This window comes from Paenarthrobacter ureafaciens, from assembly GCF_004028095.1.
Classification (GTDB): domain Bacteria; phylum Actinomycetota; class Actinomycetes; order Actinomycetales; family Micrococcaceae; genus Arthrobacter; species Arthrobacter ureafaciens.
In genome coordinates, this window is record NZ_SBHM01000007.1 from 905,344 (window position 1) to 919,910 (window position 14,567).

At 62.1% G+C, this 14,567-nt stretch carries 14 protein-coding genes; 10 read left to right on the forward strand and 4 right to left on the reverse strand.

Going from position 1 to position 14,567, the window contains the following annotated elements; translation table 11 throughout:
• The first annotated feature begins 74 nt into the window (after positions 1-74).
• Positions 75-1,358, forward strand: a complete 1,284-nt coding sequence (locus AUR_RS08380) for an FG-GAP repeat domain-containing protein (protein ID WP_062098379.1) — start codon at positions 75-77, stop codon at positions 1,356-1,358.
• 57 nt (positions 1,359-1,415) lie between these two features.
• Complete coding sequence (locus AUR_RS08385) at positions 1,416-2,645, forward strand: FG-GAP-like repeat-containing protein (RefSeq protein ID WP_241650885.1); 1,230 nt, start codon at positions 1,416-1,418, stop codon at positions 2,643-2,645.
• Here the strand turns inward: AUR_RS08385 and AUR_RS08390 are convergent.
• Complete coding sequence (locus AUR_RS08390) at positions 2,642-3,946, reverse strand: MFS transporter (protein ID WP_062098381.1); 1,305 nt, start codon at positions 3,944-3,946, stop codon at positions 2,642-2,644. The genes AUR_RS08385 and AUR_RS08390 overlap by 4 nt on opposite strands.
• Positions 3,947-4,101: 155 nt before the next feature.
• On the opposite strand from AUR_RS08390, the gene rraA reads away from it, so the two are divergent.
• The 3 genes from rraA (at position 4,102) to AUR_RS08405 (ending at position 8,084) form a co-directional block, all read left to right on the forward strand.
• Entirely contained in the window at positions 4,102-4,575 is a 474-nt protein-coding gene (gene rraA / locus AUR_RS08395; protein WP_062098383.1) for a ribonuclease E activity regulator RraA, read from the forward strand.
• 113 nt (positions 4,576-4,688) lie between these two features.
• Positions 4,689-6,341 carry an MDR family MFS transporter gene (locus AUR_RS08400; RefSeq protein ID WP_062098385.1) on the forward strand — a complete coding sequence of 551 codons (1,653 nt, stop codon included), beginning with the start codon at positions 4,689-4,691 and terminating at the stop codon, positions 6,339-6,341.
• Between the two features lie 276 nt (positions 6,342-6,617).
• Entirely contained in the window at positions 6,618-8,084 is a 1,467-nt protein-coding gene (locus tag AUR_RS08405; RefSeq protein ID WP_031217005.1) for a sugar porter family MFS transporter, read from the forward strand.
• Positions 8,085-8,128: 44 nt separating this feature from the next.
• Here AUR_RS08405 and AUR_RS08410 read toward each other — a convergent pair whose 3' ends face one another.
• Together AUR_RS08410 and AUR_RS08415 are read right to left on the reverse strand one after the other, a co-directional pair.
• The gene (locus AUR_RS08410) at positions 8,129-9,370 is read right to left on the reverse strand and encodes an MFS transporter (RefSeq protein ID WP_062098387.1); all 1,242 of its coding nucleotides are present in this window, start codon (positions 9,368-9,370) and stop codon (positions 8,129-8,131) included.
• Positions 9,371-9,389: 19 nt separating this feature from the next.
• Positions 9,390-9,833 (reverse strand): MarR family winged helix-turn-helix transcriptional regulator, encoded by a 444-nt coding sequence (locus tag AUR_RS08415; protein ID WP_062098389.1) that lies wholly within the window; start codon positions 9,831-9,833, stop codon positions 9,390-9,392.
• Positions 9,834-10,050: 217 nt separating this feature from the next.
• Here AUR_RS08415 and AUR_RS08420 point away from each other — a divergent pair, with 217 nt between their 5' ends.
• The 5 genes from AUR_RS08420 (at position 10,051) to cycA (ending at position 13,928) form a co-directional block, all read left to right on the forward strand.
• Positions 10,051-10,380, forward strand: a complete 330-nt coding sequence (locus tag AUR_RS08420; RefSeq protein WP_031217003.1) for a PadR family transcriptional regulator — start codon at positions 10,051-10,053, stop codon at positions 10,378-10,380.
• Between the two features lies 1 nt (position 10,381).
• The gene (locus AUR_RS08425) at positions 10,382-10,747 is read left to right on the forward strand and encodes a DUF1048 domain-containing protein (protein WP_021473905.1); all 366 of its coding nucleotides are present in this window, start codon (positions 10,382-10,384) and stop codon (positions 10,745-10,747) included.
• A gap of 3 nt (positions 10,748-10,750) precedes the next feature.
• On the forward strand, positions 10,751-11,536 hold the full coding sequence (locus AUR_RS08430) for an ABC transporter ATP-binding protein (protein WP_062098391.1): 786 nt from the start codon (positions 10,751-10,753) through the stop codon (positions 11,534-11,536).
• Positions 11,533-12,294 carry an ABC transporter permease gene (locus AUR_RS08435; RefSeq protein WP_062098392.1) on the forward strand — a complete coding sequence of 254 codons (762 nt, stop codon included), beginning with the start codon at positions 11,533-11,535 and terminating at the stop codon, positions 12,292-12,294. Before AUR_RS08430 ends, AUR_RS08435 begins: the two co-directional genes overlap by 4 nt.
• A gap of 173 nt (positions 12,295-12,467) precedes the next feature.
• Complete coding sequence (gene cycA / locus AUR_RS08440) at positions 12,468-13,928, forward strand: D-serine/D-alanine/glycine transporter (RefSeq protein ID WP_021473902.1); 1,461 nt, start codon at positions 12,468-12,470, stop codon at positions 13,926-13,928.
• A 207-nt stretch (positions 13,929-14,135) separates the two neighbouring features.
• Here the strand turns inward: cycA and AUR_RS08445 are convergent, their stop codons facing one another.
• The gene (locus tag AUR_RS08445) at positions 14,136-14,474 is read right to left on the reverse strand and encodes a DUF8129 domain-containing protein (RefSeq protein WP_062098394.1); all 339 of its coding nucleotides are present in this window, start codon (positions 14,472-14,474) and stop codon (positions 14,136-14,138) included.
• Positions 14,475-14,567: the final 93 nt, after the last annotated feature.

Here is a 14,567-nt window from a genome sequence, read left to right on the forward strand (position 1 = left end):
CCGGCTATCCCGATGTACCCTCAAGTCACTTACACCGGCTCGGTTATCTGCAACCAGCCTGACTTGGGGGAACAATGGGGATCACTCCTGCGCGCCGTGCGCGCACCTGGCTCGCTGTATTCGTCACGTTTTTTCTTCTTATCAGCGGCTTGGGCTCGGCACCTGCAGCGCTGGCCGACGACGCGTTCGCTCCCGTCCCGGTAGCAGTATCCACCACCCCAACGTCCATCGGTGCCGGCGGCCATGCCCAGTCACGGATCACCCTCAAGGCCTCAGCACCGATCGCAGACGTTTACGTCGCCTTCCGGAACACAGCGACGGGCACGGTCCACCGCGAGGTGACCCGGGGTTCCTACAACCCAACGGACTCCACGTACACGTTCGAGGTCTTCTTCGCGCCGGGAGCCGCGCCGGGCAGCTACCGTGCCCAGTACGTGGAAATTCAGACCGAGGCCGGCCACGTCATCGTGTACTGGCGTGACGGATCCCTGAACTACAACCCGGACAACCTTCCGAGCTCCGGAACAGCGGCCGTTCCGTTGGATGCCCTGGACTTCAACTACTCCTCCACAGTCAGCCTCGATCGTCCCCACACCAGCGGGTTCTACCGTGACAACTACTGGGACCCTTTCACAATGAGCCTGCTGATCCGTGATTCCTGGGGCCGGCTCGGGCTGTTCCCCACCGGAGGAAACGGTACCTGGAAGCAGGCCTACGAGGTCGGGTCCGGCTGGAACATCTTCAACACGATGATCGCGGCGGGCGACTTCAACAATGACGGCGAGAACGACGTCATTGCCCGCGATGCTGCCGGCTCCCTCTTCCTGTACCCAGGCACGTGGTACGGAGGCTGGAACCCCCGCCAACAAATCGGTTGGGGCTGGGGAATCTTCAATTCGATCTTCGCCGCAGGGGACTTCAACGGCGACGGCAACAACGACCTCCTGGCCCGCAAGACAAACGGCGAACTGGTCCTCTATCCGGGCAATGGCTACGGCGGCTTCCTGGCTGCGTCGACCGTGGGTTGGGGATGGAACGGCATGACCGCGATCTTCTCCCCCGGCGACTTCGACGGAGACCGCAAACCCGACGTCCTGGCCAGGAACTCCGCAGGAAACCTCGTCTTCTACGGCGGCAACGGTTCAGGCGGATGGACCACAAGCCGGGTCATAGGGCAGGGCTGGAACGCCATCACCAAGCTGGGCGGCGTGGGCGACTTCGATGGCGACGGCGTGAACGACGTCTGGGGCATCGACACCGCCGGGCAAATGCGCATGTACTACGGCAACAACGCGGGCGGCTGGAAGGGTTCCGGCGTCGTGGGTTGGGGCTGGGGCGAATTCACGGCTGTTTTCTAGGCGCATGCCTCCCATTCGCTCCACTGAACATCCCACACCTTAGTCCCTGAGGAAATCTTGAAATCTTTCATTTTCGCGGGCCTACGGCGACGCCGGCTCTCGATGCTCGTTGCCGCCTCCGCCCTTGCCTGCAGTCTCCTGGTTTCCGGCGTGCCTGCCCAGGCTGCCTTGCCTTCTGTGGCCGTACCTACCCGTTACGTCTATGTCTCCACCGCACCGAGACTCGTAGGGGATCCAACGGTAGGCGGGCTCCTGAAAGTCGATATTAAGGCGACGTTCGCCTACGTGTCGCCGGCAGGCGGAACACCCGCCATTTCCTACTTCTGGACCCGGGACGGCGTGGTCATCCCGGGGGCCAACGGCATCACGTACCGGGCTACGGCCGCCGACTTGGGACGAGTGGTCGCCGCCAACCTGACAGTGACTTACGACGCCGAGTCGTCCTTGACTGTTCAAGCCTCCCATCCGCTCCGGGTCGCGGCAGCGCCACGGGCCAGGGGATTCAACGGCGATGGCACACTGGACATATTTGCGCGCGATTCCTTCGGCCGTTTGTTGCTGTACCCCACCGACGGACACGGCAACTGGCAGGCGCCCCAAGTCATCGGCTGGGGTTGGAACGGCTTTGACCTTCTGGTCTCACCCGGCGACTTTGACGGTGACGGAACCGTGGACGTTTTAGCGAGGGATGGGCAGGGGCGTCTCTTCCTCTATCAGGGCAACGGATCCGGCGGCTGGAAGAAGGCACTGCAGGTGGGCCAGGGCTGGCAAGGTTTCAAGGAAATTAGCGCCGCCGGCGACTTCAACGGCGATGGAAGCAATGACATCCTCGCGGTGGACTCTGCAGGCAGTCTCTTCCTGTACCCGGGCAATGGCCACGGGGGCTGGCTCCCGCCCCGCTGGATAGGTCAAGGGTGGCAAGACATGGACTCCGTGGGAGCCGGCCACTTCTTTGACTATTCGAGCGTGGTGACTTTGTCGAGGACGTTTTGGGGAGACCTGCAAGCCCGGACGTCGAACCGCAACGGATACTTCGAAGAGTATGGTCTGCCTGGAAGTTACGCGGGCACAATCGGCCGTGGGTGGGATTCGGTGGTGCGATTCGGAATGGCCGGAGACTTCAACGGCGACGGGGATTCGGACATTTACGGAATCGACCGCAGCGGAAGGCTCACGATGTACTTCGGCGACACATCCGACTTCAGCCACTGGGGTATTGCCGGCTTCCGCTGGAAGGGTTCCGCCGTGGTCGGTTGGGGATGGGGTGGCTTCACGGCTGTTTTCTAGGCCACGCTCTTGATTTTCACCACAAAGACGGCCCCCAAGAGCCCGATCACTGCTGCGGCCACGTACAGCGAGACGTAGCCGCCAAGGTTCTTGACGAAAAGATAGGCGATTGCCGGCGCCAGTACCTGCGGCAGTGAGTTGGCAATATTGACGACGCCAAGGTCCTTTCCGCGGTCGAGGGCTGCGGGGAGGACCTGGGTGATCAGCGCGAAGTCGACTGCCAGGTAGGCTCCAAAGCCGATCCCCAGCACCAAGGCGCCGGAAATCGCCCCGACCCACGTAGGTGCGAAAGCGAGGATCAGCGAGGCCATTGCGATGATGGCTGATGAAGCAATCACCAAAGGCTTCCGCTTGCCCATCCTGTCACTGAGCCTTCCGCCCACAACACTGGTAATGATCACGGTGACCGCATACAGGCCCGTAACCACAAGAACACCGACTTCGGGTTCGATGCCTTCGGTCTCCTTCAGGCGTACTGCGTCCCCCAGGAAGAAGAGCAGGTAGATCGTCACCATGTGATTGCCTGTGCTCACCAGGAACCTGGTCAGCCAAGCCCATGCGAAGTCCGGGTAGCGTTTGGGCGAGACCCAGAAGCCCCGGAGGAATCCCAGCAGCCTGAACGAGGGACGCTCGCCGGCAGGCAGGGGCTGATCGTCGCTCTTGAAGAGATAGAGAACAATGCCGGCCAGCAGCGACGCGGCGCACACCCAGTATCCTGCGGCAAAGTTACCGGCAACGACGGCGGCAATCACCGCGCCGACCAGAATGCCGACCGTCTGGCCCATAGCGGCCAAACCGCCCACCGTTCCCCGCTGTGGAACGGGAACCCTGTCCGGGACAGCTGCAAAAATCGCAGCGTACATGGCGTTCGCCCCCGCCTGCACGAGGCACCACAGCAAGGTCATGACGGCAACATTGGGGGCACCGGCCAAGGCGACCAAAGCCGCAGCGGCAAGGACCGCCCCCATCAGGACCCAGGGAACACGGCGGCCGTAGCGGGAGGTTGTCCGGTCACTGAAGGCGCCGAAGAGCGGGTTGGCAACCAAGGAAACCGCGGCGCCGCATCCGGTTACCAACGCCAGGATTGCTTCCTTCTCCGCAGCGTTGAAATGCTCCGCCTGTTGCCCCAGCAGAACCTGGAGAGGACCGAAGAAAGCGGCGTTGATGCCAAGGTTGACCAGCACCACCCCGGTGACCCACAGTCCCCGGACGCGTTCCACGGGTTCGGCGAGTGCCGTCGTCGTTCTCGATGCTCCGATCAAAGGGTCGGGGACCGGCCCCGGAAGGTCGGACAAACTCATGGCAGGTTCCCCCCTGTTTTAAATGTTTGGATTCAGCCTAGCGCGGGCGGAGGGCGCCAAACCCTGTGCGTCGGCTATATCCACATAGATCCAGTCAACCGTGCCGTCCGCGCGATTCCAGCGTTAGTGTGGCATCACACCCAGAAGGAGAAACCTTGAGCGAGCATCTGAACACGGCCGATCTCTACGACGAGCGCGGCGAGGACCTGGAGTCCATCTCTGTACAGTTTCAAAACTTCGGCGGTGAATCGCACTTCAGCGGACCGGCCCGGACTATCCGGTGCTTTGAGGACAATGCACTCGTTAAGTCCGTGCTTGCTACTCCCGGTGAAGGCGCCGTCCTGGTTGTCGACGGCCAAGGTTCATTGCGTACCGCCCTCATGGGAGACCTGATTGCGGCGAGCGCCGTGGCCAACGGATGGGCCGGCGTCATCATCAACGGGGCAGTCAGGGACCGTGAAGCGCTGGCAACTTTGTCCCTTGGCATCAAGGCCTTGGGGAGCAACCCCAAAAAGAGCGCCAAGACCGGCGTAGGAGAAGTCGACGTTGAGATCGTCATCGACCATGTCCGGATCCAGCCCGGCGTCATGGTGTACAGCGATCCCGACGGCATCCTGGTGGAGCGCTAAGGATTCACGGTTCCGTCCGGCAATTCTTTCGGGAATCAAACAGGGATTAGGATAGTTACTGAAAGCAACTATCTGTCGCTTCCCGATTTCCTTCTGCTTCCTTGGAGAACCACATGTCCAAATCCGCCTCAGCCAGGGCCGCCGGCGAGGTGCTGACCCACCGTCAGACCCTCACCGTCATGGTGGGACTCATGCTCGGCCTGTTCCTGTCCTCGCTGGATCAGACCATTGTGTCGACGTCCATCTACACCATCGCCAACGATCTTGATGGACTGTCCCTCCAAGCGTGGGCAACTACCGCCTACCTCATCACATCCACCGTCAGCACTCCCCTGTACGGCAAACTCAGCGACATCTTTGGCCGACGCCCGCTGTATCTGGTTGCCATTGCGATCTTCCTGGCAGGGTCGCTGTATGCGGGTTCGGTCCATTCCATGACTGAGCTCGCAATGGCCCGGGGCGTGCAAGGCCTTGGAGCAGGCGGCCTCATGGCCCTGGCTCTCACGATCATCGGAGACATCGTTGCTCTGAAGGACCGGGCCAAGTACCAGGGCTACTTCATGTCCGTATTCGGCATTTCCTCGGTCCTGGGGCCGGTGATCGGCGGCGCCCTGGCCGGTGCAAGCAACATCCTCGGTTTTGACGGTTGGCGCTGGGTCTTTTTCATCAACCTCCCCATCGGCCTTGCCGCGCTGGTTGTGGTCTACATGTTCCTGCACCTGCCGGCCCGGCATGTGAAGCAGAAGATCGACTACTGGGGTGCTGCCACCATCACCCTGGGAATCGTGCCGTTGCTTCTGGTCGCCGAGCAAGGCCGCACCTGGGGTTGGGCCTCGGGCGCCTCCTGGCTCTGCTACGGACTCGGCGTGGTGGGCATCGGAGCCTTCCTGTTCGTCGAAAAGAAGGCCGGCGACTACGCACTCATCCCGCTCCGACTGTTCAGCAACGCCACCTTCGGGCTCTCCTCGCTGCTGAACTTCATCATTGGCATCGGAATGTTCGGTGCCATCGCGATGCTCCCCATGTACCTGCAGCTGGTCAAGGGCCTCACCCCCACCGAAGCCGGTCTCATGATGATCACTTTCACCGTCGGCATCCTGTTCGGGTCCATCAGTGCCGGCCGTACCATCTCGTCCTCCGGCGTCTACCGGGTCTTCCCCATCATGGGGACGGCCATCCTGGCAGGCGCCGCCCTGGCCATGGGCCTGGTCCTGGGCGTCGACACCGGACTCTGGGTACCGGGCCTGATCGCCGTGTTCTTCGGCGTCGGTCTGGGCTTTTGCATGCAGCCCCTGACACTCGCCATGCAGGTCTCCGTGCCACCAAAGGACATGGGCGTGGGAACCTCCACCGCAGCATTCTTCCGCTCCATGGGCGGAGCCGTCGGCACTGCCGTCTTCATCTCCCTGCTCTTCAGCCTGGCCGCCGACAAGATCGCCGATGGCATGAAGACCGCGGTCTCCAACCCCGATTACCAAGCCGTGATGAATGACCCTGCCGTTGCCGGCGACCCCGCCAACGCCAAGCTGTTCGATTTCTTCAAGAACGGCGCAAGCAACGACTCCCTCAATGACACCAGTTGGGTCCACGCCGCCAACAGCACCCTCACCAGGCCCATCACTGAGGGGTTCGCGCAAGCAATTGACGTCGTCATGCTGACGGCGGCGGGCCTGATGGTCATCGCGTTCCTGATCAGCTTCGCCCTGCCCAACAAGAAGCTCACCGACCCCAAGTCGGCCGCCAAGGAAGCAGCCCCGGCTCACTAGGCCTACTTCTTTGATTCATGGGCCCGACCACTCCTTGTGTTCATTTCATTGACGCAAGTAGGGTCAAAAGCCCACTTCAGAGGGGGAATTAACGCCTGAAGACCCAAAAAGGATGACATGTATTCACTTAGTGAATGCATGTCATCCTTTCCTTGTGACTGGAACTTGCCCGATATGACGTGCCACACTGTGTAGCGCGTGTGCACCGGCGTCCCCGTCGGTCAAGCCGATGACGACTGCACCGTGAATCCCAACCACAAGTCCCAAGGGAGAACCATGTCCAACTCCAGCGCTGAAGGCACCCCACCAGTCTCCCGAAAGGTGGTCGGCCTGGCGGTCGCGGGAGCTGTCGGCGGATTCCTGTTCGGCTTCGACTCGTCCGTTGTGAACGGGGCCGTCGATGCCATGAAGGATGAGTTCGTTCTGAGCGAGGCCGTGACCGGTTTTGCGGTTGCCATCGCCCTGCTTGGATGCGCCTTGGGTGCTTATTTGGCCGGCAAAGTCGCCGACCGCTATGGCCGTATCCCGGCCATGAAGATCGGCGCCATCCTCTTCCTGGTGAGCTCACTTGGAACGGGCCTGGCGTTCAGCGTCTGGGACCTTATCTTCTGGCGCCTCGTGGGCGGCCTTGGCATCGGCCTGGCATCGGTGATCGCTCCCGCCTACATTTCGGAGATCTCGCCCCGCCACGTACGTGGCCGTCTGGCCTCACTCCAACAGCTGGCCATCACCACCGGTATTTTCGCCGCGCTCCTGTCCGACGCACTGCTGGCCAACTCCGCGGGCAGCGCCGCCAACGACTTCTGGCTGGGCATCGAGGCTTGGCGCTGGATGTTCATTGCCTGCGCTCTGCCGGCCGCCGTCTATGGCCTGATCGCCTACCGCTTGCCGGAGTCGCCGCGATTCCTTGTGCTCAACGGCAAGGACAAGGAAGCCCGCAAGGTCTTCGACGCCATCATGCCCGGCGAAGACATCGAACGCCACATCCGCGAGATCCGCGAGGGAATCCAGGAAGACGAACTCTCCAGCAAGAAGGGCTCCCTGCGCGGCAAGGCATTCGGATTGCAGCCCGTGGTTTGGATCGGCATCATCTTGTCCGTGTTGCAGCAGTTCGTGGGCATCAACGTGATCTTCTACTACTCCACCACGCTGTGGAAGGCAGTCGGCTTCCAAGAGAAGGACTCGCTGACCATCTCAGTGGCAACTTCGGTCACCAACATCCTGGTCACCTTGGTGGCCATCGCCTTGGTGGACCGTGTGGGTCGTCGCCCGATCCTGCTGACGGGTTCCATTGGCATGGCCGTGTCCCTTGGGGTCATGGCGGTCGCGTTTTCCTCGGCTACCGGAACCGGCACGGCCATTTCCCTACCGGGCGGCTGGGGTCCGGCTGCGTTGGTGGCGGCTAACGTCTTCGTGATCAGCTTCGGAGCTTCCTGGGGCCCCCTCGTGTGGGTCCTGTTGGGCGAGATCTTCCCTTCACGCATCCGCGCACGCGCCCTTGGGCTGGCCGCGGCAGCGCAGTGGATTGCCAACTTCGCCATCACGCTGAGTTTTCCTGTCATGGCGGCAGCCTCGCTTCCGCTGACGTACGCCATGTACGCAGCGTTCGCTGCGGCGTCGTTCTTCTTTGTCATGTTCAAGGTGCCGGAGACCAACGGCATGTCCCTTGAGCAGGCGGAAACGCTCTTCGTGCCCAAGGGCGTCCCCGTAACACCGCTGCCCACGGCCGACCAGCCCAAGTAGGTCGCAAAAGTGCGCGTTTTGACGGCTCAAAACGCGCACTGCTGCTACTTAGTTGGGTGCTGGACCAGGTGGGGTTCGTGGTCCTTCAGGTAGTTGCGCCCGCCGAATGCCACCAGGATGGCGAACACCATGGCCACGGCGCCGGCGAAGAACGGCACCTGGGGACCGAAATGTTCGCCGAGCTGCGCAGCCGCGAACGGCGCCAGTGCGCCGCCCATCCAGCGGACAAAGTTGTACCCGGCGGAGGCAACGGGTCGCGGTGAATCGGAAACACCCATGGCCAGTTCGGTGTAGATCGTATTGTTGACGCCCAGCAGGGCGCCGGCAGCGATGACAAGCACGACGACGGCCGGCGCCGAGTGCCCCGCGGCCAGTCCCAGCCCGATCAGGTCGAGCATGAGGAAGAACAGCGTTCCGGTGAGGACCTTGACCGCACCGAGGCGATTCTGCAGGACCGGGGCCACAAAAACCGAGAACACTGCAACAGCAACGCCCCAGCCGAAGAACACTCCCCCGATGCCGTACGCGTCCATGCCAAGGATGAACGGGGTGAAGGCCAGGATGGTGAAGAAGCCGTAGTTGTAGAACAGCGCACTGGCGGCGGTGGTGCTGAGACCCTTATGACCGAGCGCAAGGAGCGGATCCCGCAGCCGCGCTTTCTTGGCAGGGGCAGGGGTCTTGGGCAGCAAAGCGATCAGGGCGATGAAAGCGGCAGCCATCAAGACCGCGGTGCCAAAGAAGGGGGCACGCCACTGCCAGCCACCCAACAAGGCACCCAGCAGTGGTCCGAGCGAGATGCCCAGGCCCAGGGCTGCCTCGTAGAGGATGATCGCCGTTCCGGTTCCACCGCTGGCAACGCCGACGATCACCGCCAACGCCGTGGCCACGAACAACGCATTACCCAGTCCCCAGCCGGCACGGAAGCCCACCAGCTGCTCCACACTGCCGGAGAGTCCGGACAGGGAAGCGAACACCACGATCACCGCGAGGCCAATCAGCAGCGTTTTCTTGCCGCCGATCCGCGAGGACACGTAGCCGCTAATGAGCATGGCCACGGCCGTCACCAGGAAGTAGCTGGTGAACAGAAGGGACACTTGGCTGGTGGAGGCGTCCAGGTTTTCGGCGATCGCGGGAAGAATGGGGTCAACAAGGCCGATACCCATGAAGGCGAACACTGCGGCGAGGGCCGTTGCCCACACTGCCTTGGGCTGCTTGAGGAAAGAAACCTTCTCGGCTTCCAAGGTGTTTTCGGCGCTCGTTGAGGCGTCAGCCAACTGGCGTGACATGGGGTGTGCCCCTTTCGGATTAGTTCTGGAAAGCGTTGTTGATCTTTGTGATCACGGGCAGTGCCGCCGTCAGGTGCCCAAGTTCGTCGTCGCTGAGTTCCTGCAACAGCGTGGCTACCAGCCCGTTCCTGCGCTGGTTGGCAGAGTCGACGGCGGTCATGCCGGCTTGGGTGATGGCGACCTGCACGGCCCGGGAGTCATCGGGGTCCGGCTGCCTGCTGACGAGGCCTGCGCGCTCAAGCTTGATGATTTGTTCGGTAGCGCTGGGGACCTTGATTCCAAGGTTCCGGGCGACGTCTCCGACGCGGAGGCCGCCGTCGGAAATCATGGCCAGCAGGCTGAGCTGCGCAGCAGTGAGCTCCCCTTCAGGGTCCAGCCGGCGGAACATGTATACGCCCAGGCGCAGGGTCTCACGGAATTCCTGCGCCAAGTCGAGGAGCGCGGGATCGAAAGCTTTCGTCATATTTAGGTACCCTAATAGTTAGGGTACCTAAATGTCAACAGTGTCCCAACCGGGTCGCAGCTGAGCGCGTTTTCAGCCGTGAGAACGCGCACTAATGCGACCTGGTTGGGTGGGCTAAAGAAGCTTGCCGCGGGTTGCAACTAAGTATTGCTAAGTACCGCTACTCAGCATTACTATGTACTGGTAGCCAGTAAGACTGAGTAGCGAGAGGTCTCCCATGGGAAAGCAAATGACGGAGATGCTCAAGGGGACGCTGGAGGGCATCGTTCTGGCCCTCCTCACCGGACAAGCCGCGTACGGATACGAAATAACCACCAAATTGCGGGCCCGGGGCTTCACCGATATCGCCGAAGGCACCGTGTATGCCCTGCTGGTCCGGATCGAGCAGAAGGGCCTGGTGGACGTCGAGAAGCGTCCGTCGGAAAAAGGTCCGCCCCGCAAGGTGTACACGCTCAATACCAAGGGCGAGAACGAACTCAAGGAATTTTGGAACACGTGGAGCTTCTTGTCCGAACGGCTCGAAGAACTCCGCAAGGGAGGGAACTGACATGACGGCGAAATGGATCGAAACGGTCACCGGATCACTCGAACAAAAGAAGCAGTACAAGCAGGCGAAATCCCGGATGGACGCGCTCCCCGAGCCGTACCGGACCGTCGCCGCTGCATACAACCGGTACCTGATGTACTACGGCGGCGTGACCGAGGGCGGGACCATGGTCCAGATGTTCACGGACCTCGCCGATCTCTGGGAACGTGCAGCGATCGACGGCGCACCCATCGGCGGGATTGTCGGGGAGGACCCCATCGAGTTCGCTGAAACCTTCGCCCAGGCATACGGGGGGAAGCGCTGGATCGACAAGGAACGCGAACGGCTCACCAAGGCCGTGGAAGACGCCAAAAAGAAGGAGGAGTGAGTCATGACCCTTCCAGCTTCGGCCCCGGCAATTGTTGTGGAGGGCGTCCGGAAGTCCTTCAAGGACACCGATGTTCTTCGAGGCGTCGATTTCGACGTTCCACGCGGGAGCATCTTCGCGTTGTTGGGCTCCAATGGAGCAGGGAAGACCACGCTGGTGAGGATCTTGTCCACGCTGCTCGCAGCGGACGGCGGGAAAGCCGCAGTCGAGGGCTTCGACGTCGGCGCCCAGCCTCATAAGGTTCGCGAAGTCATCAGCCTGACCGGACAGTTCGCTGCCGTCGACGAGATCCTCACAGGCAGGGAGAACCTGGTGCTGGTGGCAAGGTTGCGGCATCTGGAGCACCCGCAACAAGCCGCAGACCAGTTGCTTGCGCGGTTCGGACTCACGGACGCGGGGGCGCGGAAGGTCGCAACCTACTCAGGCGGCATGCGCCGTCGGCTGGATATTGCCATGAGCCTGGTCGGCGAACCTCGGGTCATCTTCCTCGATGAGCCCACCACGGGGCTCGATCCCGAGGCCAGGCTGGAAGTGTGGGACATCGTCAGGAACCTCGCCAGCCAAGGCACTACCGTGCTCCTCACCACCCAGTACCTTGACGAGGCGGAGAACCTCGCGGACAGAATCGCCATCCTGCACGGCGGCCGGATCATCGCCAATGGAACGTTGGCGGAACTCAAGCGCCTCCTTCCGCCGGCCACGGTGGAGTATGTCGAAAAGCAACCCAGCCTCGAGGACATCTTCCTTACGCTGGTGGGACATGGCGAATCAGTGAAGGACAGGTCATGAGCACGCATTTTGTGATGGACACCGCGGTACTGACCGGCCGTTCCATGCGGCACATCTTCCGAAGCATGGACACCATCATCACCACCGCGATCACACCGATCGCTTTGATGCTGCTGTTCGTCTACGTTTTTGGGGGCGCCATCCGCACCGGGACTTCCAACTATGTGAACTACCTCCTGCCCGGCATCATGCTGATCGCCATCGCCTCGGGCATTGCCTACACGGCGGTCCGCCTCTTCACCGATTTGCAGGGCGGAATTTTCGAGCGGTTCCGGTCAATGCCGGTGTCACGGTCGTCGGTACTCTGGGCGCACGTCCTGACGTCCCTCGCGGCGAACGGCCTATCCTTGGTGATCATTGTTGGCGTTGCGCTTCTCATGGGGTTCCGGACATCGGCCACCATCCTTGACTGGCTCGCCGTGGCCGGCATCCTGGCACTTTTCACGCTTGCCCTTACCTGGATCGCCATCATCGCCGGGCTCTCCGCAAAGTCGGTGGACGGTGCGGGGGGATTCTCCTACCCGTTGATCTTCCTGCCCTTCATCAGCTCGGCTTTCGTCCCCACGGACACCATGCCGGGACCTGTCCGCTGGTTCGCGGAAAACCAGCCGGTCACGTCGATCGTCAACACCCTCCAGAACCTGTTCGCGCAGAAGCCCGTGGGATCGGACATTTGGGTGGCACTGGCGTGGTGCCTCGGCATCCTCGCGGTGGCGTACGCCGCTGCTAACGGTATCTACCGACGGAAAAACGGTTAGGGAGGCGAGGGCGTGGTGCTGCCCAAGCGCCACGCCCGCGCTCGATTAAGCCGCCACGACATCCGCCAACCGACCGATTGGTCAATTGCCCACACTTGGCTATAGCTTGGTCAAGCAGATTTGTAACGGCCGTCACCTTTGTGACGGTTCTTCCGAAGGGTTCTTGAACAAACATGTCAGACCAAACAACCACGGGGCAGCGCGCTGCCTCCAGCCGGGACAGCGAACCGCACCTGTCACGCGCGCTCAGCAACCGCCACATTCAGCTCCTCGCTATCGGCGGCGCAATCGGAACCGGCCTGTTCATGGGTTCGGGCAAGACCATCTCCGTAGCCGGCCCTTCCGTCATCTTTGTCTACATGATCATCGGCTTCATGCTCTTCTTCGTGATGCGCGCCATGGGCCAACTCCTGCTGTCCAACCTCAACTACAAGTCCTTCAGCGACTTCGCGGGCGACCTCCTGGGACCCTGGGCGGGCTTCTTCACGGGCTGGACATACTGGTTCTGCTGGGTAGTAACGGGCGTCGCGGACGTCATCGCGATCGCCGGTTACGCCAACGAGCTCTGGCCGGGCATCCAATTGTGGATCCCGGGCCTGGCCACCATCCTCATCCTGCTGCTCCTGAACCTGCCCACTGTCAAAGCTTTCGGCGAGACGGAATTCTGGTTCGCGCTGATCAAGATCGTGGCAATCGTTGCCCTGATCGTTGTTGGCCTCGTGATGATCTTCACCGGCTTCCAGTCGAACGCCGGCACGGCCAGCTTCACCAACCTGTGGAGCCACGGCGGTTTCTTCCCCAAGGAATTCATGGGCTTCGTGGCAGGCTTCCAGATAGCTGTCTTCGCGTTCGTGGGTATCGAACTGGTTGGCACGGCGGCAGCTGAAACCAAGAACCCGGAGCACAACCTCCCCCGCGCCATCAACGCCATTCCGTTGCGCGTCATGCTCTTTTACGTAGGCGCCCTCATCATCCTCATGTCCGTTACCCCGTGGACCGAGTTCAAGGCCGGGCACAGCCCCTTCATCGCGATGTTCTCCTTGGCCGGCCTCGGCATGGCCGCTACCGTGGTGAACCTGGTGGTGCTGACTTCTGCAATGTCCTCGGCCAACTCCGGTATCTACTCAACCTCCCGGATGGTCTTCGGCCTAGCGAACGACGGCGACGCGCCCAAGCTTTTCGGCCACCTCTCCCGCCGCAAAGTACCCCAGAACGCCCTGTTCCTGTCCTGCGTCCTGCTGCTGGCCGGCGTCGTTCTCCTCTACGCCGGCAAGGACGTTGGCGCCGCGTTCGACATGGTGACTACGGTATCCGCGGTCTGCTTCATGTTCGTTTGGTCCATCATCCTGGCCAGCTACCTCGTCTACCGCAAACGCCGCCCCGAGCAGCACGCGGCCTCCCCGTTCAAGATGCCCGGCGGCATCCCCATGGTCTGGGTGGTGTTCGCATTCTTCGCGTTCCTGGTCTGGGCCCTGACGACGCAGCCGGACACGCTCACTGCACTGCTCGTCACGCCGATCTGGTTCGCCGTCCTCGGCATCGCGTACGCCGTCGTCCGCCGGTCACCGCTCCACCAGGCCCGCGTGGCCGAGTGGAAGGCAATGGCTGAGAGGGAAACCGCGGCAGCGCGCTAAGCACTCACGCAATAAAAGCCCGACGTCGGACACCCAGCCTGGGTGCCCGACGTCGGGCTTTGCGCTTTCCCCCTGCTACCGCCCCTCTCTCACACCCCGACGCGTTTTCCGGTTTGCTCTCCCACATCCCGACGCCTTTTCCGGATTGCTCTCCCACATCCCGACGCGTTTCGGGCGATCCTCCCGCACCATGCAGAGTGATGGTGGTTAGCGGGGCTGGGCCGGATTGGTGGGGTCACCCTGCGACGGCGGGTTAACCGGAGGGCCCGACGTCGCGGGGCTCACCGGCGAGCCTGTGCTCGACTGGCTCACCTCGGGGGTGGTGGGCGCGGTGGTTCCGCTTGGCTCCGTTCCACCCTTGAGCGCGTTGAGCCGGCTTTCGAGAATCTGGATGACCGGGAGGCGGTTGCCGTGGGCGCGCTCGTAGTCGAGAAGGAGTTGGATGCCCTCCTGGTCAAGGCCGGAAATCCGCGACGTCAGGGTGCCGTTGGGGATGTGAGCGAGCGTCCCGCCAAACGCGGCGGGAGGTGATAGAGGAACCGCCAAAAACCCGCGGGAGGTGATAGAGCGTGTGGGCCGAGCGCCTCTTGACCAAGAGAAGAGCCCGACGCCGGCACTGGTGAGTGACGGGTCGGGCTC